We start from the raw sequence: 24,506 nt of genomic DNA on the forward strand, positions 1-24,506 counted from the left end.
TTCTAATCAGTTAATAAAAAAACGCCACATAATTTTTATTATGTGGCGTTTTTTTATTAAATTACATAACAATATACACTTAGAAAATGCGCAAGACTACCTAATAATACAAAAACATGAAAAATTTCATGATGCCCCATATATTTAAACTCTAACCATTTTGGCTTTGTTCCATAAATAAATCCACCAATTGTATAAAAAATGCCCCCAAGTACTAAGAAAATAATGCCTCCTGTACTTAAATTCTCAGCTAACGGTGCAAAGAATAACACAATTAACCAACCCATCGTAATATAAATTGCTGTCGATAACCATCTTGGACAATTAAACCAAAACATTTTAAATACAATGCCACAAATCGCAGTTGCATAGACTAAACAAAATAATAGTAAACCACTTGCTGAATTTAATGTAATTAAGCAAAAGGGTGCATATGTACCTGCAATTAATATAAAAATCATAGAATGATCTAGCTTCCTAAAGAAGTAAATAACACGTTCATTGGCCACAACACTATGATACACAGCTGACGCCGTATAAAGGACCATCATTCCAATACCAAACAAAATAACAGCTGTAATTGCAGCAAATGATGGCATCTTGATAGAAACTTTCACAAGCATAGCTAATAAGGCAATAAATGATAATATCGCTCCACCTAAGTGAGTAAATGCATTAACTGGTTCCCTTACATAAGCATTCATAATAACACCCCTCATATAATTACATGTAGTTTTAATAACTACATGTAATTATATACACATTTCTTTTTAAGGTCAACATTTACAATTCATTTGTTTCGTAATACCATATTTAAAGATATATTAAACATTAAGTTCCACTAAGTTATAAAAGTGAGGGATTCTACGTGGAAAATATAAATGAATTACTTGAGACATTGCATTTAGAAAAAAACATTAAACTTGAGGATATTCCAAATGTTGACTTATATGTAGATCAAGTTGTTCAACTATTTGAGAATACTTATGCAGATACAACGAGAACTGATGATGAAAAAGTATTAACCAAAACGATGATTAATAATTACGCAAAAGGAAAACTATTCATCCCCATCAAAAATAAAAAGTATTCAAAAGAGCATATGATTTTAATTAGCCTAATTTATCAATTAAAGGGAGCTCTCTCCATTAACGACATAAAAAGTTCATTAGAAACTATAAATGACTCCTTATTAAATGATGATTCATTCGAATTAAATACGTTATACAAAAATTATCTTGCTCTTACTGAAAGCAATGTCGAAAGCTTTAAACAAGACGTAAATAACCGTGTTACAGAAGTAAATGAGATTTCTTCCTTAGAAGATACAAAGCTAGAAAAATTTCTACTACTAACATCCTTCGTGACTATGAGTAATATGTATAGACGTTTAGCGGAGCAACTAGTGGATGATTTAAAAGAATCATAAATAAAAAACTATCCACCTATTAAAGTGGATAGTTTTTTATTTACTTAATTGCTTCATGAACTTTTAGTTGTTTCCCTTTAATCGTTGTAGTCTTCATGACTTTCAAGACAAGTGGTCCTTTTCCATTTAATATTTCAACGTAAGAAACATTATCCTGTATCGTAATAATGCCTATATCTTCTGCTGTAACACCTTTAATTTTAGCAATTGTACCGACGAAATCTACCGCCCTAATTTTCTTTTTCTTCCCGCCATTAAAGTACAGCTTCATAATGCCTTTGTTGATGTCTGCATTTTTATCTTTCTTTATAATTGGTTTAGCATGTATCTTTTCTTCAAATGCAGCTTTCTCTTTCATAACTTCTTCTTTTGAAGGTCCAATTGCCTTTGGAATTTCAAATCCAATATACTCCTCAATCTCTTCTAAAAATCTATTTTCATATGGTGTTATAAATGTAATAGCTTTTCCACTATTTCCAGCTCGTCCCGTTCTTCCAGTACGATGTACATAGCTTTCTTTTTCAAGTGGAATATCATAATTAATAACATGTGTAATATTATCAATATCAATTCCTCTCGCAGCTACATCTGTTGCTACTAAATAACGGAATTTTCCTTTTCTAAAATCATCCATGACTTCAAAACGATCTTCTTGTACCATACCACCATGTATTTTGTCACAAGGATAGTTAGCTCGTTTTAATTGTCTATATACATGATCTACATTTTCTTGTGTACGGCAGAAAATAATACAGCTATCAGGATTCTCAATCGTTGTTACATCTTTAAGTAGTGAAAGCTTCTCGTCTTCTATCACCTCAAAAAGAGTATGTTCAATTTTATCCGTCGTAATCCCAGCCGCTTTAATTTCAATATGAGTTGGTGAATTCATATATGTACGAGACAATTTCTCAACATCTTCTGGAAGTGTTGCTGAAAATAACATTGTCATTCTTTTTGTAGGTAATTCATCAATAATTGCCTCTACTTGATCGATAAAGCCCATATTTAGCATCTCATCTGCTTCATCAATAACTAAATACTTCAAACACTCTAAAGAAAGGGTACCCTTCTCAATATGATCCAACACACGACCAGGAGTCCCAACTACAATATGTGTCTTTTGCTTTAATTCTAATTTTTGACGTGCAAATGGAGATTTCCCATAAACTGCCGCAGCCTTAATCCTTTTGAATCGACCTATATTTGTAATATCTTCTTTTACCTGTACCGCAAGCTCTCTCGTTGGTGTTAAAACTAATGCTTGTGGTTTATTCTCTTCCCACTCCACCATTTCACAAAGTGGAATACCAAATGAAGCTGTTTTTCCACTTCCAGTCTGGGATTTCACAACAAGATCCTTCTTTTGTAATGCAACTGGAATAACCTCACCTTGTACTTCCGTTGGATGATCATACCCTAACCCAGTAAGTGCCCTTACAATTTCCTTACTTAATTTATAATCAGAAAAACTTTTTTTACTCATATATTAACCTCATTTTATTCTGTATTATTTTCTTTTTTATCTTTTGTATACGTTACTATCACCCTACTTATTATACTTGAAACCTCACATAAAAGGTGAATCATGCCAGATTCATCTTTTTATATAGAAATAAACCTTTTCATTTCATATATTGTTCAACTACTTGATAACATCTTTTTCTCGTATTGTTAGCATTAACCTTATTATAGTATCCTACATCCACTCAAAAAAATAAAAAGAATACATACAACCTTGTATAATTATCTTAATTTTTCAACCCTTCCCATAAACGAACAATAAAAACAAAAAAACGTTTTAAATTCGTTTTTAACGTTTTTTTTTAGATGTAAAATCTACTTTTTTAAAAAATGTTAAGAAATCCTTTGACTTCTTAATAAAAATAATGTAAATTATCCTATGGACGAACATTTTTGATTAATAAAAATAAAATATTCGTATTTTAGGGGTGTAAATGATGGAAAACGTATTTGACTATGAAGATATTCAATTAATTCCTGCAAAATGTATTGTAAATAGCCGCTCTGAATGTGATACAACTGTCACTTTAGGAAAACATAAATTTAAATTACCTGTCGTGCCTGCAAATATGCAAACGATTATTGATGAAAGAATTGCAACTTATTTAGCTGAGAACAACTACTTTTATATCATGCATCGTTTCCAACCAGAGAAACGAATCTCATTCATTAGAGATATGCAATCACGTGGATTAATCGCTTCTATCAGCGTTGGTGTAAAAGAGGACGAATATGAATTCGTACAACAATTAGCTGCTGAGCAACTTACACCTGAATATATCACGATTGATATCGCACACGGTCATTCTAATGCTGTGATCAACATGATTCAACATATTAAAAAACATTTACCAGAGAGCTTCGTTATCGCTGGAAACGTTGGAACTCCAGAAGCGGTAAGAGAATTAGAAAATGCTGGTGCCGATGCAACAAAAGTTGGTATTGGACCTGGTAAAGTTTGTATTACTAAAATTAAAACAGGCTTCGGAACTGGTGGTTGGCAGCTAGCTGCACTTCGCTGGTGTGCAAAAGCTGCAAGTAAGCCAATTATCGCTGATGGTGGTATTCGTACACACGGCGACGTAGCTAAATCTATTCGATTTGGGGCAACTATGGTCATGATCGGTTCTCTATTCGCTGGTCACGAAGAGTCTCCAGGGGAAACAATTGAAAGAGATGGCAAACTTTATAAAGAATACTTCGGTTCTGCTTCTGAATTCCAAAAGGGTGAGAAGAAAAACGTTGAAGGTAAGAAAATGTTCGTTGAGCATAAAGGTTCTTTAGAAGATACGTTAATCGAAATGGAACAAGATCTTCAATCTTCTATCTCTTACGCTGGCGGAACAAAATTAGACGCTATTCGTACTGTAGATTATGTTGTCGTGAAAAACTCGATTTTCAATGGTGACAAAGTATATTAATTCTTAAATTAACTCGAAGGACAAGCATTTTCATGCTTGTCCTTCTTTTTTGTATATAAAAATGTAAAATATTTTAATTAACTGAATTTTCTAGTATTATGTGTTTAGATGGTCTTAATAAGGAGGAGATACGACTTGAAAAATGTAATGGAAAATCGCCTTAATCGCGCAGAGGTACCTGCTGAACTAACATGGGATTTATCCGATTTGTATAATTCTGATGCCGAATGGCATGCTGCATTAAACGCATTGGAAAATGATATACAGAAACTTGATTCATTTAAAGGGCATTTACATACTAGCTCCCACACTTTATTAAATTGCCTACTTTTAGAAGAAGAGCTTTTAATGACGTTAACAAAACTATACTCATATGCAAATTTAAAAGAATCTACTGATCGTACAAATCCAAGTATTCAAGCGAACTCTTCCAAAATTTCTGCTTTATGGACGAAAGTACATACTGCACTATCCTTTATTCATAATGAAATCCTCTCATTCGACGAAGGAACAATTGAAAAATATTTAACTGAAGAAACAAAACTTGAACCTTTCCGTAAATCGTTACTAGAAATACTACAAAAAAGACAGCACACACTCTCTCCTGAAACAGAAGAAGCACTTGCTGCACTTGGCGAAGTTCATAGTTCTCCATACAAAATTTACGGCATGACTAAATTGGCCGATATGGATTTCACTTCTATACAAGACGAACAAGGAAACGAACTTCCTGTTTCATTCTCATTAGTTGAAAGCAAATATGAATTTTCTCCAAGCACATATATACGTCGAAAAGCATATTCATCATTTGTTTCCACACTAAAACGATATAAAAATACAATTGCCACAACATATGCTACTGAAGTAAAAAAACAAGTAACACTTTCTCGTTTACGTAAATATGAATCTGTTACCCATATGCTATTAGAACCACAAAAGGTTCCACTTGAAATGTATAACAACCAACTTGATATTATTTATAAAGAACTAGCACCTCATATGCGCCGTTTTGCAGATTTAAAAAGGAAAGTATTAGGACTCGATCAAATGCTTTTCTGTGACTTACATGCACCTTTAGATCCCGAATTTAATCCGTCGATTACTTATGAAGACGCAGGCACGCTCATTCAAGATTCTTTAAAAATATTAGGCGATGAATATAGTTCCATAATCGAAAAAGGATTCAAAGAAAGATGGGTAGATCTTGCAGATAACGTAGGTAAATCAACAGGAGCATTTTGCTCAAGTCCATACGGCTCTCATCCCTATATTTTAATTACATGGCAAAATACGATGCGCGGATGCTTTACATTAGCACATGAATTTGGACATGCTGGTCATTTTTATTTAGCAAATAAAAATCAACGTATTATGAACGTACGCCCATCTATGTACTTTGTTGAAGCACCATCAACTATGAATGAATTACTATTAGCTCAGCATTTACTAGCGACTACTGACGATAAGAGAATGCGCAGATGGGTTATTCTGCAACTACTTGACACATATTATCACAACTTTGTTACTCACTTACTTGAGGGTGAATATCAACGTAGAGTATATACTCTAGCAGAAGAAGGACAGGCCCTTACAGCTACAACTTTAACTGAAATCAAAACGAATGTCCTATCGACATTCTGGGGAGATTCTGTAGAAATCGATGAAGGTGCAGGCTTAACTTGGATGCGTCAACCTCATTATTATATGGGTCTATATGCTTATACATATTCCGCAGGCCTCACTGCATCCACTGCAGTAGCTCAAATGATTAAAGAGGAAAGACAACCTGCTATTGATCGCTGGTTAGATGTGCTTCGTGCTGGTGGTACAATGAAACCACTTGAACTAATGAAACATGCCGGAGTAGATATGTCAAAACCAGATGCAATCCGTAAAGCTGTTTCTTACGCTGGTTCATTAATTGATGAATTAGAGCATTCTTATCAAGAATAAAAAAATAAGCCCTCGCTTTAATGAGGGCTTATTTCATATTTACTTCCCAAACCGTTTGCGATATCCACATTTCCTGCAAAGTTCTTCAACCGCAACTCTTTTCGAAAATCCATCGACAATGTTTGTTGCTCTTTCACCTTCAATAATGTTAGAAAATGAATCATTATTAATATTCCCAAGGTTAATAATCCCTTCACCATCTAAACAACAAGGAATAACTGTTCCATTCGCTAAAATACCCGCTTGATTACGAAGTCCATGACAGAATCCTTTCCCATCATCCTCTTCCTCATGTAATGCTGGCCACTGGAATTCATAGTCTTGATTAATAAAGACACGTTCTGCAATTTTTATACCTTTTCCTGGTGTAAGCTTCTCTTCAATTTGATAAGATAGATCAAATTCATTTTCAATTATAGATAATAACTCTCTATTTTTCTGGATTTCAGCATTTGTTTTATTATCCTGAGATAAATTCCATAACCTTAACGATACAATTAAATCTGATTGACTTGTCGCTTCCCTAATGAAGGAAAGTATACTCCTTACATAGCCCTCTTTATCTTGCGAACCTGGATGTCCATCAAAACTATGCAGTGAAAAATTCATTTGTCTTAACGCAGGCTTATTTAACAGCCTATGTCTTCTCTTATTAATTAACGTTCCGTTCGTTGTAATATTAACTTTAAACCCTTTTTCATGACTTAAGTCTAATAGTTGATCTATTTTCGGATGGAGCAACGGCTCACCCTTCACGTGCAAATAAATGTAGTCTGTGTGAGGTTTAATTTGGTCTAATCTTTTAGCAAAATCCTCCACAGAAATGAATTGCTTCTGCCTTTCCGTCGGCGGACAAAAGCTACACGCAAGATTACATACACTCGTAATCTCCAAGTAAAACTTCTTAAACTTCTTCACCTTTAATTCCTCACTTCTCTAACTACTTATACTTTTTCCTCTTCATATTACAGCATATTTTTATGGAAATAGAAACATACTTATTTTAGGAAATCTACATACCATCTAATAATATTTAAAAGACCATCGGTAATTTTTGTCCAATGGTCTTTTTATCCTTTTATATACAAAGAATAAATTTATTTATGATACGGTTCATCGTAACTATTCTAAATAAGGTTATTTTTTATTATTTTCATAATTAAATTTAACAAAAAAGGTAGTGCCTTCCGATCCTGTTTGAATTTCTATTTTTGCATTATGGCGGGCAGCGATGGCATAACATACACCTAACCCCAATCCAGTTCCATTATCTTTGGTCGTGTAAAACGGCGTACCCAGTTTCTCTAATACTTCAGGCCTGATACCTTTTCCTTGATCCCGCACTGCAAGCACCACACAATTTTGACCTTCCTTGTAAGTGCTAATGGTTAGAACTTTCCCTGTATTCATCGCTTCTAAGCCATTACGATATAGATTCATTAATAATTGCCGTATCTCATTACGATTTAAAAGTAATTCTGGAATGTCATTTGTATCGACTTGAATATATTTATTTTGATTGTACGTATCAATCTTTATTAAAGGAATAATATCGCGGATAATTGAATTTAAATCTAACATCTGCAAATCCAATTTCCTTGTATTACCCATTGAGAGAAATTCAGTAATAATAGAATTGGCACGGTTAAGTTCTTCAATCATTAAATAAAAGTACTTATTATGTTTCTCATAGGTATTCTCTTCTTTTAATAACTGTAAAAATCCCAGTACTGTTGTCATTGGATTTCTAATTTCATGGCTGATACCTGCTGCCATTTGCCCTATTAAATCTATATTGGATAATCTTTTCAATTCCTGTTCATATTTCTTTTTTTCCGTTATGTTTTTAAAAATACAACAAATACCATCATCATATGGGTATGCAATAACTTCGTGCCAATATTCATCTGCAGTAGAAAGAAATTCGAAATGAACTGTAGTTCGCTCTGACATCGCACGATGAAATTCCTTATACATAACTGTGTCAATTTCACTCGGGAAAACATTCCATATATTCTTTCCTAATACATCTTTTGCTGTTTTTCTTTGCGGAAAATATTGGTACTTATTTACGTACGTAAATTCCCATTTATTATTTAAAATAAAAAATCCATCCGTAATACATTCAATCACACTTGTAACTTTTTCATTAGCAGCAGCTAACTCTCTCGTTCGCTCTTCCACTATGCTCTCTAGTTGATCCATATACAACAAATTCGAAAACGTAGGGGCTGTGGCATCAACGATAGATTTTGCTAGTTGAAGTTGGGAATCATCATAATTGTGAGCTTTTCCTTCTTTGCCAACGACGATTACCCCTAATACTTCTCCCATTGAAACCAATGGAATCATCAATAGACCCTTACTATCTATATTTTTTGTTTGAATAACCTCTTGGATCTTGGCTTCATAGCTTTTCTCTGTCCAATCCGCTTCTGTCCAATGACAGTCCTTACTTAATTTCGTTGTTTTAATTGTTGTTTTATCTAGCGGATCTAGAAGATGAGCAGTCATATTTTTACTCTCTAAAATCTGTTCTAGGTAAAAAAAGCATTTATCAAAACTCTCCTGTATCGAGGAACACATCGATAAATCACGTGTAACATTTAGTAACAGTTGTTTCTCAGCAATAAGGTTTTCCTTTTGTTTTAAATTATTTGCGTTTTGAATTGCAACCGCAGCCATATTTACATAAGCTTCAACACTTTGAATTTCTGAATCTGTTAAGTTCATCGGAATTCCATAATCAAATAAAAAAACTAGACCAAATAACTCTTGCCCAAATGAGATAGGCAGAGCTAATAAGGACTTAATTTTGAATGCATTAACCGGTCTCGGATCTGGTCGATGATCCTTTGAGGTATCAGGAATATAGATGGTTCTTTTCGTTTCAATAACTTCTTTTGCCAGTAAGTCTATTTCAGGATCAATTACTTGAGTATCGAGCGTTACACCATTTATAGTCTCTGGTTTTCCTGCAAACCCTCTAAATGTTCCATCTTCCTGGGGTAAATAAATTCCAACAGCGTCGCACCTAACAATCTCCTCTGATATCGCCATTGTCACACGCTGCAATACGTCACGTAGTTCTAATTTCGTATTTATTATTTTTGTTATATTCGCGAGCCTAGAATATCTCGTCTGATCACTTACCATTCACATAGCCTCCAGTTATAGGCATAATAAAATAAATATGATAATATCAGTGTTTTATATAGAATACATTACTTATGATACGGTTCCCCACGATTAATTCGAAATGCTCTATACACTTGCTCAAGCAACACTAATCGCATTAATTGGTGTGGTAATGTCATCTTTGAAAAAGAAAGTGATTCATTTGAACGCTTCATCACTTCTGAGCTTAGTCCAAGTGATCCACCAATTACAAATGCGACTTTACTCTTTCCGTATGTAGCAAGGCGATCTAGACTTATCGCGAATTCTTCTGATGACTTTTGCTTTCCTTCTATAGCTAATGCAATCACATGCGTGTCATCCGAAATTTTATCCAGTATACGTATACCTTCTTTTTCCTTTACAATTAACATTTCTGCTTCACTTAAATTTTCTGGCGCCTTTTCATCAGGCAATTCAATTACTTCTACTTTTGCGTATGCAGATAATCGTTTTAAGTATTCTGCTATACCTTGTTTCAAATATTTTTCTTTTAATTTCCCAATTGAAATAATCGAGATATTCACACGTATCCTCCACCTTACAAACATGTTATCCACAAAACTTATCCACATATCCACAAATACTACCCACATGTTGTGTGAGAATCTGTGTTCGATACAACATATGTCGCCTCATTTTGACAAAATTCACATGTTTTTTTCTCTTTTTCCGAGTTATCCACATTGTTGATAACTGGCGCGACTTCACACTCATCCACAATAATATCTAACGCTAATTCAACATGCTCTAAACAACAAGGTAAATTCATTTTCTTCACCTCACTTTTCTACAATAGAAAACAGGAGGTAGGCCCTCCTGTTTTTAATACTTTTGAATGCCTAATTTCACTGTTGTTGTTACTCTTTTTGTGCCACGATAAAACGTAAGAGTCATTTTATCATTAATTTCCTTATCATATAAGGCCGTACGGAATCCAATAATATCGCGAATCGGTTTTCCATCTACCGCCACAATAACATCATGTTCTCTTAAACCAGCATCCGCACCTGGCGAAGGACTTTTCACATCCAAAATACAAACTCCCTCTGTTACAGTACCTGGTAAATGTAATGTTTTTGACCAATAATAGTTTGGAATTTCATTTAATGACCTAAGTTCAATCCCAACATATGGTCTTCTTACTTTTCCATACTTCTCAAGTTCATTCATAATCGGAACAGCTCTAGTCACCGGAATAGCAAGGCCGATTCCTTCTACTTCTTTTGCAGCAATTTTCATTGAATTAATACCAATTAATTGTCCTGCTGCATTTACAAGCGCACCGCCACTATTCCCCGGATTAATCGCTGCATCTGTTTGTAACACTTCTACTTGCCAATCATAATGTCCATCTTGATCTAAATCTACAGGGACAATACGTTCATTAGCTGAAATAATACCTTGTGTAACTGTTCCAGAAAATTGCAGTCCAAGTGGGTTTCCAATCGCAATAACTGGCTCTCCTCTGCGAACAGTATTAGAATCGCCAATTTCAATTATTTTTTTCACATGCTTTGCATCTATTTCTAATACAGCTAAGTCTGTGACTACATCGGTTCCTAATACTTTTCCAGGAACCTTCTTACCGTCACTTAGACTTACTTCAATACGATTCGCTCCAGCTACAACATGATTATTCGTTACAATATAAGCTTGACCAGCTGTCTTTTTATAAATTACTCCTGATCCTGTACCGGCCTCTGAATCTGCCTCTGAAAAGTTATCTCGTTGAATGTTAATAACACCCACAACAGCTTCAGATGCACGATCAACAGCATCTACAAAGCTAATCTGTTTAATCCCTTGAGCTTCGGCCATATTACTTCCGCTTGCTTCAGCTTGCGGAAGCGTATCAGCAGAATTTGAAAATAAAGGCGCTCCAAACGCGAATAAAGAAGCTCCTACAATTGTTCCCGCTATACTAGAAAGAACTATACCTTTGTGCTTCTTTTTTCCTGCACGTTTCATACGATAATTTTCTTCATCAATAAAGGACATATTTGTTCACCTATCTTCCTGAAAACAACTATATTCACCTTTATTGTTTACTAAAATGAAGAATTATACGTATTGAATTTTTGTAGGCATTTTTGGATCTGTATCGTGAATTTCAAAGGATTCACCCACTCCAAATCCTTTTTCCTCTAGTACTTGTGATACTGACATACGCGCTAGTTCTTTCATGTTATTATCTAAGCTTAAATGGGCTAAATAAATATGCTTTGTCTCATCTGTAATTACATCTGCCATCGCTAATGCAGCATCCTCATTACAAACATGCCCAACGTCACTTAAAATACGTCGTTTAATGCTCCATGGATAACGTCCCATACGAAGCATTTCTACATCATGATTACTTTCAAATACGAAAGCATTAGCTCCCTTAATAACGCCTTTCATACGGTCACTTACGTATCCCGTATCTGTAATAAGCGCTAACTTCCTATTATTGTTATGGAAAGCATAAAACATCGGTTCTGCCGCATCATGAGAAACTCCAAATGACTCGACTTCAATATCACCAAAGGTTTTCACATCACCAACTGAGAAAATAAACTTTTGTTCAGTTGGGATATTTCCTATTAAATGTTCCATTGCATTCCATGTTTTCTCATTCGCATAAACAGGTAAATCATATTTACGTGCCAGTACACCTAATCCTTTAATATGATCACTATGCTCATGCGTTACAAGAATACCTGATACATCATTTATATTCAGTTCTGCTTGTTTAAATAAAGCCTCTGTTGCTTTACCACTTAAACCTGCGTCGACTAGTAATTTTTTTTCATCGGTTCCTACGTATAGCATATTTCCTGTACTTCCACTTGCAAGTACGCTAAAATGCAACCCCATTCTTTCTCACTCCAGTATGTTCATCAACCACTTGATTTTCCTTTTCTCCTAATTCCATAACTTGTCCTTCAATTGCATTCACAAAGAAGTCCTGCTTCTGCTCCGTTTTTAAATTCCACGTTGGAGCAAGTACTTGGTTATTAGAAGTAGATGCGGTAAGAGTGGCATAACCAATTTGCGCTTCTTTAACATGCGTATTTCCATGAATTTTATTTTTTAAATACAAATTTTCTAAAGCTGTTTGAGCCGTAATAATTTCTTGCTCTTTCGTTTTTTCACCTTCGCCCATTTCTTTTAAATCAGTTAGCATTGTCTGCGTATATGAAACAAGTTCATTTTTTTCATTTAATTCCACAACAATCATCGCCTGATTATTATAGAAAATAGGCTTATCTTTATATTTTTGGAAGAAATAAATTTTAGAGTCTTTCACCGCTCCAAATTCATATTTTTGTCCATCCAATACATAGTTCTTCAAAAATTCATTATACTTATCTTTTGATAATGATTTCGTATTTAAAAAAGGCTCTTTTAGCTTACTTTCTATCTTGTACATATTTTGTATATGCACCGTTTGATTTTTCAAAGACTGTATATCTTCTTCTTTAAAGGCTTTATTTTCCGCTCTAATAAATGACTCTTTTTTCGGTTCTTTAGGGATATTTCCCATCGTAATTTTATTTGCTTTTAATTCTTGATCTATCTTTGTTTCTGCAATAAGCTCCAATTGATTACTATCTTGCTTTTGAATGAATTGGAAAATGAGAAAGAGGTCCAAAACAAAAAAGGTCACAATAAATATGGTTTTAATCCGATCCCAATCCATTTAGTCCTCCCTCACTCCACTCATAGATTTTCTGTTTACCTGTTTCATCTTCAACAAGCTTTACATACCAAATTGGTTGTAGTCGAACCACTTGCCCATCTAGTGATAACTTGTATCCAATGCCAATATCCTTAATTACTTGTTTCTTTATCTCTGGATTATTTTCTAGGGATGCTATTACAACATGCCCTGACGGAAGAGTAACCTTCTGTTCTATACCTTTAGTATTTAAAGACAGCAACGGTCTTTCATATTCCATTACTCCTTCTGATCCCCATACTTGTCTTAATTCCGCTAATCCATCTGCATTGAATACTGGATATCCATCTTCATTTAAGCGAAATACTGTCTCTCCTTTATTCATATAGTCCAAACGATATGAATCCAAACTCCCACTGTGACCACTTACAAATTCAAAGCTTTTTTGTAAAAGCATTAAATTATCTATCGTTTTCTCAGTTAAGACAGAAGAGTTTTTATACTTTAGCATGTGACGATCGTTTTCAATTTCCATGGATCTAATACCATCTGTAAATGTTTCTTTCGACATCTCGGTAATCGGACTTAAATAACGAGGATCACTAAACAGAGCATTCTTAAACGTATCAACTGCTAAATTAGATGAAATATATGTTATATTGCTTAACTCTGTCGTTCCATCTGGTAAAAATAATTTTTTCATATCATTGAGTTGATAATCAAAATAAGGTTTTGCTGATACTATAAATTGATTTTGGGCATTTACAATATCTTTTAAATACAAGCCACTTAATTTTGCCTCGTATATTTTAAAGTTATCACCATCAGAAACAAAGTTAATTTTAATTTCTTGATCCTTACTTCTAGAAGGATCAAGGAGAATACGATTAAAGTGTTTAGGCTTATCTGTACTTTTCTCTTTCATGTTAAACATGGATTTAACTGCATCAAATGGGATATCGGTAGGGAAAACAAGTTCAACTTTCCCTTCACCATGCACATATGAAAGGAAATCACCCTTAGTGATTGATATCTCTCTAAAATCATGTAGTTCCCCTACTTCCAGGGGCTTATAGATTGATTCTATATCTGCCTCTCTTCTGCTCCCATAATGATTTTTATCTTTATGCACGATGATAGAAGTAGGACGGACAACATCGGAAATTTTAGTTTGGTTCATTCCTTCATTCCCCTGTACAAATTTCGCGTTTTGCATGGATGTAGAATCTGGCACATACGTCCATAGATTAAAAGTAAGAAATAGGCTAATTACAACTAGGTTAATTAAAACTATTGTTTTAAAGTTTTCCATACTCATTCCCAATCGTCCTCTTCATCTGCTGCCATTGGTAACGTGAAATAAATAGTTGTCCCTTTTCCTTCTTCACTCTTCGCCCAAATAGAGCCACCATGTGCCTCAATCATTTCTTTTGCAATTGCTAATCCAAGCCCAGTACCACCCATTTGTCTTGAACGAGCTTTATCTACGCGATAAAAACGTTCAAAGATTTTATCAACGTTTTCTTTTGGAATACCCATTCCTGGGTCACTTACACTAATTTCTAATAAATCACCGCGATCACGTAAACGATATGTTACTGTTCCACCTTCTGGTGAATACTTTAATGCGTTAGAAATAATGTTATACAGCACTTGAGTAATTTTGTCAGTATCCATATCAATAAATCTAGATTTCTTAGAGAAAGATCGTTTGAAACTTACATTTTGCTCTTTAGACATTTCAAAGCGATCAATAATATTATTAAAGAAATCAGTAAAGTCGACCCATTCTTTCATTAAACGATGCTCTGTACTATCCAATTTAGATAGCTGTAACAACGCATTTACAAGTCTAATCATTCTTTCTGTTTCTTCTTGTGTAACCGTTAAAAATTGTGGTGCAATATTTGGATCCTGCCATGCTCCATCTGTAAGTGCCTCTAAATAACTGCGCATCGTCGTTAATGGCGTCCTTAATTCATGAGAGACATTTGCCACAAACTCACGGCGTTCCCGTTCTATACGTTCCTGCTCTGTTACATCATATAGTACAGCAATTAAGCCGTTTGCCTTCCCTGTTTCTTTTTGAATAACAGAGAAACTAGCACGTAAAATATATGGTTCATTTCTCGTACTAAAATCTAATAAAACAGAATCTGGCTCTTCATATAAATGATCGAGCGTAAATTCTTCCTGTATCCCTAATACCTCTAAAACAGATTGATCGAGCGCTGTTTCACGAGAAACATTTAACATCTTTTCCGCAGGGTCATTTAGTAAAATAATATCCCCTTTTCGATCAGTAGCAATTACTCCATCTGTCATATGTGATAAAACAGATGATAATTTACGCCTTTCACTTTCTGTAGAAGAACGAGCTTGTTGTAATTTTTTTGATAAATTATTGAAGGATAATGCCAGTTGTCCAATTTCATCATGGCTATGCACTTTTACTTTTCTCGAATAATTTCCTTTTGCCATTTCGATTGCTTGTCTCCGCATATCTGAAATTGGTCTTGTAATTGTTTGAGCCAATAAAATTCCAAGTACGGCCGTTACTAATAAAGCAATTACTGTTCCCGTAGCAAAAATTTGATTTATATCCTTCATTTGTTTATATACATCTTCCATAGATGCCACAATGTAAATAACACCAAGCGCATCCTTACCGTTATCATCTAGAATCGGAGTAAGCATAACTTGAACACGATGACCTGTACTACCATCCTTCTCAATTTTCACTTCCGGCTTTTTTTGTACTAACACTCGCTGAACAGCTATATCAGTTGATGTTCGATTCACCTTATTCTGCTTTGATTCATCTGAAATAGCCAGTAACTTTCTGTGCGAATCAAATACACTTACCTCTTGTATAACTTTCTTCTGATCAGAGGCAAATTTTCGAATTGAAGTTTTAATCGTTTCATCTGTTGACTCTGTTTCTGCTTTTGTATAACTTTTTTTAAACTCTTGCTTCAAATTATATGATAATAAGTTTGTTTGCTGCGTTAAAGAATCCCTAAAACCTTGTACTAAGCTCTTCTCTAATTCCCTTACGAAATATACTCCAATAACTTGCATCGCTATTAATATTAATAGCATATATATAAGCACAAATTTTAAATGAATAGATTGAAAAAAACCAACTTTCTTCATATACTATTCCTGCTCTGGGTCACGCAAGTAATACCCTACTCCACGTCTAGTTACAATTAAAGTAGGATGGCTTGGATTATCTTCAATTTTTTCACGCAAACGACGTACTGTAACGTCTACTGTGCGCACATCTCCAAAATAGTCATAACCCCAAACTGTTTGTAATAAATGTTCGCGTGTCATAACTTGTCCTAAATGTTTCGCTAAATAATGTAGCAACTCAAATTCACGATGTGTAAGCTCGATATTTTCCTCACGCTTCGTTACACTATATGCATTTGGATTAATCACAATTGGTCCAATAACCATTTCTGTATTTTCTTCTTTTTCCGCAGCACCACCTTGTTGATGGCGGCGTAAATTCGCCTTCACACGAGCAAGTAATTCCCTCGTACTAAATGGCTTCGTTACATAATCATCTGCCCCAAGCTCAAGCCCTAATACTTTATCAATCTCAGAGTCCTTTGCTGTAAGCATAATAATCGGCATTTCTGAGCTTTTACGTATTTCACGGCAAACCTCTAAGCCATCTTTACCTGGTAGCATAATATCTAATAAAACCATATCTGGTTGCTCTTCATTAGCCTTTTCAATTGCTTCATCACCATCATGCGCCATTACTATTTCAAAACCTTCTTTTTCTAGGTTAAACTTCAAAATATCTGCAATCGGCTTTTCATCATCAACTACTAAAATTTTCTTTCCCATCATCGTCTATTTCCTCCTTATAAAAATATGGTCAATAATCCCTAAACATATTGATGTTTACATAGTATGTCCTATATGACCGCATCCTTTGTTTAAGTATTTTCTCCTCTATTCTCATAGACTCATGTATGATCCACTTTTACACGGCATCCTATACGATCTATAGAAAAACCTCTAGCTTCAACTGCTAGAGGCTCCTCGTTCTATTTTAAAATAACTACTCAGTTTTGTAAAATTACATAAATAAAAAGGATATTAAGTGGGCCCACTTAATATCCTGAGAGTGGCTCGGGACGGAATCGAACCGCCGACACGAGGATTTTCAGTCCTCTGCTCTACCGACTGAGCTACCGAGCCAAAACTATATATAAAACCACTAATGGTGGTATAAACAAAAGTGGCGGTCCCGACCGGGGTCGAACCGGCGATCTCCTGCGTGACAGGCAGGCATGTTAACCACTACACCACGGGACCAAAAATAAGCAAAAAAAACATGACCCGTACGGGATTCGAACCCGTGTTACCGCCGTGAAAGGGCGGTGTCTTAACCACTTGACCAACGGGCCACGAAAAATAAAATGGTGAGCCATGAAGGACTCGAACCTTCGACCCTCTGATTAAAAGTCAGATGCTCTACCAACTGAGCTAATGGCTCATACTCACCAACGTCATATTTTCGTGACGACAAGATGTATCATAACATGTATTCTGTATTTATTGCAATACTTTTTTTGTTTTTTTATAAAAGAATAAGAAAAAACTCATGCAGACATGAGTTTTTTCTAAAAAATGTTAATTAAGCTTCGTATACGTTACGAACAATATTTGTTTGGTTACGATCTGGTCCAACTGAGAACATAGATATTTGAATTCCTGTTAACTCAGAAACACGTTCTACGTATTTTCGTGCATTTTCAGGAAGTTCATCTAATGATTTTACACCAGTAATATCTTCTTCCCAACCTGGAAGCTCTTCATATACAGGCTCACATTTCGCTAAAATGTTTAAGTTAGCTGGAACTTCATCAATAACTTCGCCATTGTATTTGTAAGCTACACAAATTTTAAGAGTTGGAATACCTGTTAAAACGTCGATAGAATTTAATGATAGATCCGTTAAACCACTAACACGACGTGCATGTCTTACAACAACGCTATCGAACCAACCTACGCGGCGTGGACGACCAGTTGTCGTTCCATACTCGCGACCAACTTCACGAATTTGATGACCAATTTCATCATGAAGCTCAGTAGGGAATGGACCATCACCAACGCGGCTTGTATATGCTTTACATACACCTACAACGCGAGTAACTTTCGCAGGACCAACTCCAGTTCCAACTGTTACACCACCAGCAATTGGGTTAGAAGATGTAACGAACGGGTACGTACCGTGGTCAATATCAAGCATAACACCTTGCGCACCTTCAAATAATACACGGTGATTATTATCTAATGCATCATTTAATACAACAGACGTATCACATACATATTGCGCGATTTGTTGCCCGTACTCGAAGTACTCTTCGAAAATTTCTTCTACAGTGAAACCTTCTGTATCGTACATTTTTTCAAATAAACGATTTTTTTCTACTAAATTGCGCTCAAGCTTCTCTTTAAATGCTTCACGGTCTAAAAGATCAGCCATACGAATACCAATACGAGCAGCTTTATCCATATATGCAGGACCGATACCTTTTTTCGTTGTACCGATTTTGTTATCACCTTTACTTGCTTCTTCTAACTCATCTTGTTTTAAGTGGTAAGGTAAAATAACATGTGCACGGTTACTTACACGTAAATTATCAGTACTTACACCACGATCGTGTAAGTATTTTAACTCTTCAAGTAATGCTTTTGGATCTACTACTAATCCGTTTCCGATTACACAAATTTTCTCTTTATAGAAAATACCAGATGGAATTAAGTGTAATTTATATTTAACTCCGCCGAAAACAATTGTATGTCCCGCGTTATTTCCACCTTGATATCTTGCAACTACTTCCGCATGCTCAGAAAGAAAATCAGTGATTTTACCTTTTCCTTCGTCGCCCCATTGTGTTCCTACAACTACTACTGAAGACATTATTAAAGCACCTCCGCAATTTTCAAACGATCTATTCAAACAATATAATTGTACCAAAACCGAAAGAGAAGTCAACCGAAAAGCGAACATTTTTTCACAAAAAAACATTTTCGTTCGTAAGAATTATATATTTAACTTATGAAAGCCTTATCTTTCTTATAAAAAAAAAGAAACACATCTTATTATAAGAAATGTGTTTCTTTTTTATACTGCCTTTATGCCGGTGGAGCATGTCCATCCTCAAAACGACGTTCTAAGTTAACGAACTTATTGAACTCTTTGACGAATGCAAGTTCCACTGAACCTACTGGACCGTTACGTTGTTTTGCAATAATAATTTCAATTGTATTTTTGTTTTCCGTTTCTCGATCATAGTAGTCTTCACGATATAGGAAAGCTACAATATCAGCATCCTGCTCAATACTTCCAGATTCACGAATATCAGACATCATCGGGCGTTTATCTTGACGAGATTCTACACCACGAGATAACTGTGATAAAGCAATAACAGGCACTTGCAATTCACGCGCAATCCCTTTTAAGGTACGAGAAATCTCAGATACTTCCTGCTGACGGTTCTCACCTGATTTCCCACTTCCTTGAATAAGCTGCAAATAGTCAATCAAAATCATACCAAGACCTTGTTCTTGCTTTAATCTACGACATTTTGCTCGAATCTCATTTACTTTAATACCTGGCGTATCATCAATATATATACCAGCATTTGAGAGACTCCCCATTGCCATTGTTAATTTTGCCCAATCATCGGAAGTTAATGAACCAGTACGAAGTCTTTGTGCATCAATATTCCCTTCTGCACAAAGCATACGCATAACAAGCTGATCAGCACCCATCTCCAAACTAAAAATCGCTACATTTTCATCCGTTTTCGTCGCTACGTTTTGTGCAATATTTAATGAAAATGCCGTTTTCCCTACTGATGGACGTGCTGCCACGATAATTAAATCATTTCGTTGGAAACCTGCTGTCATCTTATCTAATTCAGTAAACCCAGTTGGTATCCCAGTAACTTCACCCTTTTGATTATGCAAAAGTTCAATTTTGTCATAAGCATCTACAAGAACATCTTTAATGTTTTGGAATGCTTTTGCATTCGTTTGATGGGATACTTCTAATATTTTTTTCTCAGCCTCGTTTAAAAGACCATCCACATCATCTTCTCTCTCGTATCCATCCGATACAATATGAGTCGCCGTGCGAATTAAACGACGTAAAAGCGCCTTTTCAGCGATGATGCGTGCGTAATATTCTACGTTAGCTGCAGTTGGCACAACTTCTGCTAACTCTGCTAAGTAAGAAACCCCACCAACCTCTTCTAGTAATCCTTGATCAGCCATTGCTGATGTCATCATTACTAAGTCAATCGGCTCTCCCTTATCAGATAGCCCAAGCATGACTTCAAAAATCTTTTGATGTTTCGTTCGATAGAACGAATCAGGTACCAATAACTCTGATGCTGAAGTTAACGCATCTTGATCAATCAATATGGCCCCTAAAACCGCCTGCTCAGCCTCTATATTATGCGGAGGGGTACGATCAGCAAGTACATCACTCATACGCAATCCTCCTTGCTTAATTTATTTTTATTGTTCACTAACATGAACTTTTACTGTTGCTGTTACTTGTGGATGCAATTTCACAGTAACGTTTGTATAACCTAACGCGCGGATTGCATCGTCCATTTCAAATTTACGTTTATCAAGTTTAATCTTGTGTGATTTTTGCATTGCATCTACGATTTGTTTGCTTGTGATAGAACCAAATAAACGGCCACCTTCTCCAGATTTCGCCTTTAATTCTACAGTTAATTTCTCTAAAGTCTCTTTTAACTCTTTTGCATTTTCAAGCTCTGCTGCTGCATCTTTTTCTTCTTTACGCTTTTGAGCTTCTAAAGTTTTCATACTGCTATTTGTTGCTTCAGCAGCTAATCCTTGTTTTAGTAAGAAGTTATTTGCATAGCCATCTGGTACGTTTTTTACTTCTCCTTTTTTACCTTTACCTTTTACGTCTTTTAGAAAAATTACTTTCATGATTGTGTGCCTCCCTGTAAATAGTCATCAATAACAAATCGAAGCTTCTCCTCAGCTTCATCTACTGTAACATTTTTCATCTGTGTGGCTGCATTCGTCAAATGCCCGCCACCGCCTAAGTTTTCCATAATTAGCTGCACATTCACTTCACCTAAAGACCTGCTGCTAATTCCAATGAGGTTCTCGCCACGTTTCGCAACAACAAATGATGCAATAATCCCTGTCATCGTTAATAACGTGTCTGCCGATTGCGCAATAAGCACTTGATCGTAGTAATCATCACTATCAACTTTAGCAATCGCAATTCCATTTTTATAAATGTACGCATTTTTTATAGCTTTTGCAACCCGTAAATACTGATCCATATCTTCCTTTAAAAGTTCTTGTACAAGTACAGTATCTGCACCATGTGAGCGTAAATAAGAAGCAGCATCAAATGTACGAGCCCCTGTCCGGAATGTGAAACTTTTCGTGTCGACAATAATACCCGCTAACAATGCCGTCGCTTCTAACATTGTCATCTTTAAATTTTTAGGTTGATACTCAAGTAATTCTGTAACCAATTCTGCTGTTGAAGAAGCATATGGTTCCATATAAACTAGCAATGGGTCTTCAATAAAATCTTCTCCACGGCGATGATGATCAATAACTACCACATTTTCAATTTTATGTAACAGTTTTTGCTCCATCACCATAGAAGGTTTATGCGTATCGACAACAACAAGTAACGACTCATCATTTGCAAATTCCATCGCTTGCTCTGGAGTAATAAAATGAGACCATAACTCCTCATTTTGTTTCACTTTGTCCATCAAACGCTTAATTCCTTTATCGGAATCATTTTCATCTAACACAATATATCCTTTACGCTCATTTAATTGAGCTACTTTTAAAATACCAATCGCAGCACCAATTGCGTCCATATCAGGAGCCCTATGCCCCATAATAATGACATTACTACTTTCTAATACTAAATCCTTTAACGCATGCGAAATGACCCTGGCGCGTACACGGGTACGTTTTTCAACCGGATTTGTCTTACCTCCATAGAACTTAACTTTACCTGTCGCTTGTTTAATAGCTACTTGGTCTCCCCCACGCCCAAGCGCAAGATCTAAACCAGATTGAGCCATTGCTCCAAGCTCTGATAAAGGTAAATCACCTGATCCGACACCCACACTTAATGTAAGTGGTATATTCCTTTTAGATGTTTCTTCACGCACCTGATCTAAAATGCTAAATTTCCCTTTCTCCATCTGCGTCAAAATACTTTCATTTAGCACAACGAAGAATCTTTCTGAAGATGCACGTTTTAAATAAGCACCATACTTAAGTGCCCATTCATTTAGTCGCGATGTCACAAGACTTGTTATATTCGTACGTAATTGATCATCTAATCCTTGTGTAACTTCATCATAATTATCCAAATAGATGACAGCTAAAACAGTCCTTTGATCCTCGTACATCTTTTCGATTTCTGTTTGTTCCGTTACATCAAAGAAATAAATTAACTTTTCTTCTTTCCTTACAAAAACGCGAAACTTTCGATTATTTAAAGAGACTATATCATCAGAAGTTTCTCCTTTAATGAAAAGAAGTAATGTTTCTGATACATCGTAAAGGTGCCATCCAGCTAATGCGTGCTGTCCCAGACATGAAGATAAATAAGGATTTGCCCAATCAATCCCATAATCCTTATTGTATAACAAAATACCAATCGGCATTTGGTTAAATGCTTCATTACTTACTTTCTTTACTCTTGTAATCATATCTGTCGTATGCTTTTCGAAATTCCTTTGAAAATTAAGTTCAAATCGTATAACGATAAAGAATACGATACAAAAAATGACAAAAGCAGCTATACCCATAATTAAATGAAAATAACAGAGAATTGAAATGAGCACAAACACAAAAAATGCCAATACATAAACAGGATATAAAAACCACTGTTTCTTATCAAATTCAGGCATGTATACAACTCCTATAAAGTAAAACTAACTTACCTTCCAGTTAGTTAAACAGATTAAAATAGTATAAGGAATATTATTTTATCCCCCTATTTTAGAACGCAATGAAATCCCTAAGTCAATTATACCTAAGATTGTCACAAGAGGAAACAGCATCGGAATAAACATGCATGCAATAAAACTAATAATAGGAACCCCTTTAGTAAAACCTTTTCTATACGCTAAAAAGGCGATAAATGTCAGACCTTGCAGTACAAGCAATAGTGCAAATATGACATTTAGGTTAGAAAATACCATATGTAAATATGATGTTGGTTCTACTTTTATAAAAGTTGCTAACAAAATAAATATAACGTAATACCAAATGATACTCTTTGGTAATTGTATATCTTTAAATTTAGGCCAAGATATAACTTCATGTTTTAACTTTTTCAAAACACTACCTGATATTATCACTGTAATCCAAGAAAAACATACTGAAACTAGCACAAGTATACTTGGAAGTAACGATTGTAATATATCATTCATTTGTGCAAGTAACTCTTTTTGTTCCTTACTAATCGGCATACCTGTAGCACTTACTATCTTTTCGCTTTTCGCCATACTTTCACTAAACATACTTTGCATTTGCTTCATTATATCTATGTTGAAAAACTTTATACTCGCAACATAAATAAGTACAAAACCAATTAAGTATGCAAGCGTCCCCGCTATTAAGATTTCCACTGGCTTTTTTCTTGTTTTATACATATATCCTAAAACAATCCCTATCAATCCAAACATAATTGTCTTCACTAAATTCAGCGGTTGACTCACAATAATAGTAACAAAAAGTGCCGCTACAAAAATCACGAGCACATTAGATAGTTTATGTCTTATCATTAATAGTATAAATGGTAACGGCAACGCAAAAGTTACAACTGTACCCAAAATCGGAACATAGATATAAGCAATAAAATTGCATATATAGCTAATAATGCTGCACCTTCTGTAATAAACTTTGTTTGTTTCACATTTTAACCTCTCTTTCAAAAAGAAAAGCATAGCAAAATGCACAGTAGAGTCCCACTCTACTGTGCATTTCATACGCTATTATTCACCAACATATGGTAAAAGTGCCATTTGACGAGCACGTTTAATTGCAACTGTAAGTTTGCGTTGGTATTTTGCGCTTGTTCCTGTTACACGACGAGGTAAAATTTTACCACGCTCAGAAACGAAACGTTTTAATAAATCAACATCTTTATAGTCAATGCGAGTGATGCCGTTAGCTGTGAAGAAACACACCTTACGACGTTTCGCACGTCCACCTTTGCGTCCTGCCATGTCTATTTCCCTCCATTCTTTGTTAAAACTAACAAATTTACTGT

20 protein-coding genes, 4 tRNA genes and 1 pseudogene are annotated in these 24,506 nt (G+C 35.1%); 3 read left to right on the forward strand and 22 right to left on the reverse strand.

The window, feature by feature from the left end; all coding sequences use genetic code 11:
- Positions 1-56: 56 nt before the first annotated feature.
- Positions 57-704 carry a hemolysin III family protein gene (locus NST90_RS25885; protein ID WP_000995363.1) on the reverse strand — a complete coding sequence of 216 codons (648 nt, stop codon included), beginning with the start codon at positions 702-704 and terminating at the stop codon, positions 57-59.
- Positions 705-868: 164 nt separating this feature from the next.
- Here NST90_RS25885 and NST90_RS25890 point away from each other — a divergent pair, with 164 nt between their 5' ends.
- Entirely contained in the window at positions 869-1,429 is a 561-nt protein-coding gene (locus NST90_RS25890; RefSeq protein WP_000427879.1) for a DUF1836 domain-containing protein, read from the forward strand.
- Between the two features lie 40 nt (positions 1,430-1,469).
- On the opposite strand, the gene dbpA is transcribed toward NST90_RS25890, so the two are convergent.
- Positions 1,470-2,915 carry an ATP-dependent RNA helicase DbpA gene (gene dbpA, locus NST90_RS25895; RefSeq protein ID WP_000039350.1) on the reverse strand — a complete coding sequence of 482 codons (1,446 nt, stop codon included), beginning with the start codon at positions 2,913-2,915 and terminating at the stop codon, positions 1,470-1,472.
- Positions 2,916-3,390: 475 nt separating this feature from the next.
- Between dbpA and guaC the strand changes: the two genes are divergently transcribed.
- Together guaC and pepF are read left to right on the forward strand one after the other, a co-directional pair.
- A complete protein-coding gene (guaC, locus tag NST90_RS25900) occupies positions 3,391-4,374 on the forward strand; it encodes a GMP reductase (RefSeq protein ID WP_000432447.1) in 984 nt (327 codons plus the stop codon).
- 135 nt (positions 4,375-4,509) lie between these two features.
- Positions 4,510-6,327 carry an oligoendopeptidase F gene (pepF, locus tag NST90_RS25905; RefSeq protein ID WP_025709644.1) on the forward strand — a complete coding sequence of 606 codons (1,818 nt, stop codon included), beginning with the start codon at positions 4,510-4,512 and terminating at the stop codon, positions 6,325-6,327.
- Between the two features lie 39 nt (positions 6,328-6,366).
- On the opposite strand, the gene NST90_RS25910 is transcribed toward pepF, so the two are convergent.
- The 20 genes and pseudogenes from NST90_RS25910 to rpsR all read right to left on the reverse strand — a co-directional run bounded on the left by NST90_RS25910 (position 6,367) and on the right by rpsR (position 24,462).
- Positions 6,367-7,245, reverse strand: coding sequence for a radical SAM/SPASM domain-containing protein (locus NST90_RS25910; protein WP_025709643.1), 879 nt, complete (start codon positions 7,243-7,245; stop codon positions 6,367-6,369).
- 219 nt (positions 7,246-7,464) lie between these two features.
- Entirely contained in the window at positions 7,465-9,483 is a 2,019-nt protein-coding gene (locus NST90_RS25915; protein WP_000253117.1) for a GAF domain-containing sensor histidine kinase, read from the reverse strand.
- A gap of 68 nt (positions 9,484-9,551) precedes the next feature.
- Complete coding sequence (gene rlmH, locus NST90_RS25920; RefSeq protein WP_001027000.1) at positions 9,552-10,031, reverse strand: 23S rRNA (pseudouridine(1915)-N(3))-methyltransferase RlmH; 480 nt, start codon at positions 10,029-10,031, stop codon at positions 9,552-9,554.
- Positions 10,032-10,090: 59 nt separating this feature from the next.
- On the reverse strand, positions 10,091-10,276 hold the full coding sequence (locus NST90_RS25925) for a CxxH/CxxC protein (protein WP_001052828.1): 186 nt from the start codon (positions 10,274-10,276) through the stop codon (positions 10,091-10,093).
- 53 nt (positions 10,277-10,329) lie between these two features.
- The gene (locus NST90_RS25930; RefSeq protein WP_025709642.1) at positions 10,330-11,505 is read right to left on the reverse strand and encodes a S1C family serine protease; all 1,176 of its coding nucleotides are present in this window, start codon (positions 11,503-11,505) and stop codon (positions 10,330-10,332) included.
- Between the two features lie 63 nt (positions 11,506-11,568).
- Positions 11,569-12,363, reverse strand: coding sequence for an MBL fold metallo-hydrolase (locus NST90_RS25935; RefSeq protein WP_000522837.1), 795 nt, complete (start codon positions 12,361-12,363; stop codon positions 11,569-11,571).
- Positions 12,347-13,189 carry a two-component system regulatory protein YycI gene (locus NST90_RS25940; protein WP_000383740.1) on the reverse strand — a complete coding sequence of 281 codons (843 nt, stop codon included), beginning with the start codon at positions 13,187-13,189 and terminating at the stop codon, positions 12,347-12,349. Before NST90_RS25940 ends, NST90_RS25935 begins: the two co-directional genes overlap by 17 nt.
- The gene (gene yycH, locus NST90_RS25945) at positions 13,170-14,486 is read right to left on the reverse strand and encodes a two-component system activity regulator YycH (protein WP_283748289.1); all 1,317 of its coding nucleotides are present in this window, start codon (positions 14,484-14,486) and stop codon (positions 13,170-13,172) included. The genes NST90_RS25940 and yycH overlap by 20 nt, the downstream gene beginning before the upstream one ends.
- The gene (gene walK / locus NST90_RS25950) at positions 14,483-16,324 is read right to left on the reverse strand and encodes a cell wall metabolism sensor histidine kinase WalK (protein WP_283748290.1); all 1,842 of its coding nucleotides are present in this window, start codon (positions 16,322-16,324) and stop codon (positions 14,483-14,485) included. Before walK ends, yycH begins: the two co-directional genes overlap by 4 nt.
- Positions 16,325-16,327: 3 nt before the next feature.
- Positions 16,328-17,035, reverse strand: a complete 708-nt coding sequence (gene walR, locus NST90_RS25955) for a cell wall metabolism DNA-binding response regulator WalR (RefSeq protein WP_000971865.1) — start codon at positions 17,033-17,035, stop codon at positions 16,328-16,330.
- Between the two features lie 281 nt (positions 17,036-17,316).
- Positions 17,317-17,389: transfer RNA gene (locus tag NST90_RS25960), tRNA-Phe, on the reverse strand.
- Between the two features lie 41 nt (positions 17,390-17,430).
- Positions 17,431-17,506: transfer RNA gene (locus NST90_RS25965), tRNA-Asp, on the reverse strand.
- 20 nt (positions 17,507-17,526) lie between these two features.
- Positions 17,527-17,598: transfer RNA gene (locus NST90_RS25970), tRNA-Glu, on the reverse strand.
- A 13-nt stretch (positions 17,599-17,611) separates the two neighbouring features.
- Positions 17,612-17,687 (reverse strand) — tRNA-Lys (locus NST90_RS25975).
- Positions 17,688-17,828: 141 nt separating this feature from the next.
- Complete coding sequence (locus NST90_RS25980; protein ID WP_000100238.1) at positions 17,829-19,118, reverse strand: adenylosuccinate synthase; 1,290 nt, start codon at positions 19,116-19,118, stop codon at positions 17,829-17,831.
- Positions 19,119-19,333: 215 nt separating this feature from the next.
- Complete coding sequence (gene dnaB, locus NST90_RS25985) at positions 19,334-20,695, reverse strand: replicative DNA helicase (protein ID WP_001286148.1); 1,362 nt, start codon at positions 20,693-20,695, stop codon at positions 19,334-19,336.
- Positions 20,696-20,722: 27 nt separating this feature from the next.
- On the reverse strand, positions 20,723-21,169 hold the full coding sequence (gene rplI / locus NST90_RS25990) for a 50S ribosomal protein L9 (protein ID WP_000864228.1): 447 nt from the start codon (positions 21,167-21,169) through the stop codon (positions 20,723-20,725).
- Positions 21,166-23,139: a DHH family phosphoesterase gene (locus NST90_RS25995; RefSeq protein ID WP_001113785.1), complete on the reverse strand. Its 1,974-nt coding sequence runs from the start codon at positions 23,137-23,139 to the stop codon at positions 21,166-21,168. The genes rplI and NST90_RS25995 overlap by 4 nt, the downstream gene beginning before the upstream one ends.
- Before the next feature lie 78 nt (positions 23,140-23,217).
- Positions 23,218-24,149, reverse strand: a pseudogene (locus tag NST90_RS26000) (YybS family protein).
- A gap of 79 nt (positions 24,150-24,228) precedes the next feature.
- A complete protein-coding gene (gene rpsR / locus NST90_RS26005; protein ID WP_000918873.1) occupies positions 24,229-24,462 on the reverse strand; it encodes a 30S ribosomal protein S18 in 234 nt (77 codons plus the stop codon).
- Positions 24,463-24,506 lie beyond the last annotated feature (44 nt).

Source organism: Bacillus sp. FSL E2-8900 (genome assembly GCF_037966225.1).
GTDB lineage: Bacteria > Bacillota > Bacilli > Bacillales > Bacillaceae_G > Bacillus_A > Bacillus_A cereus.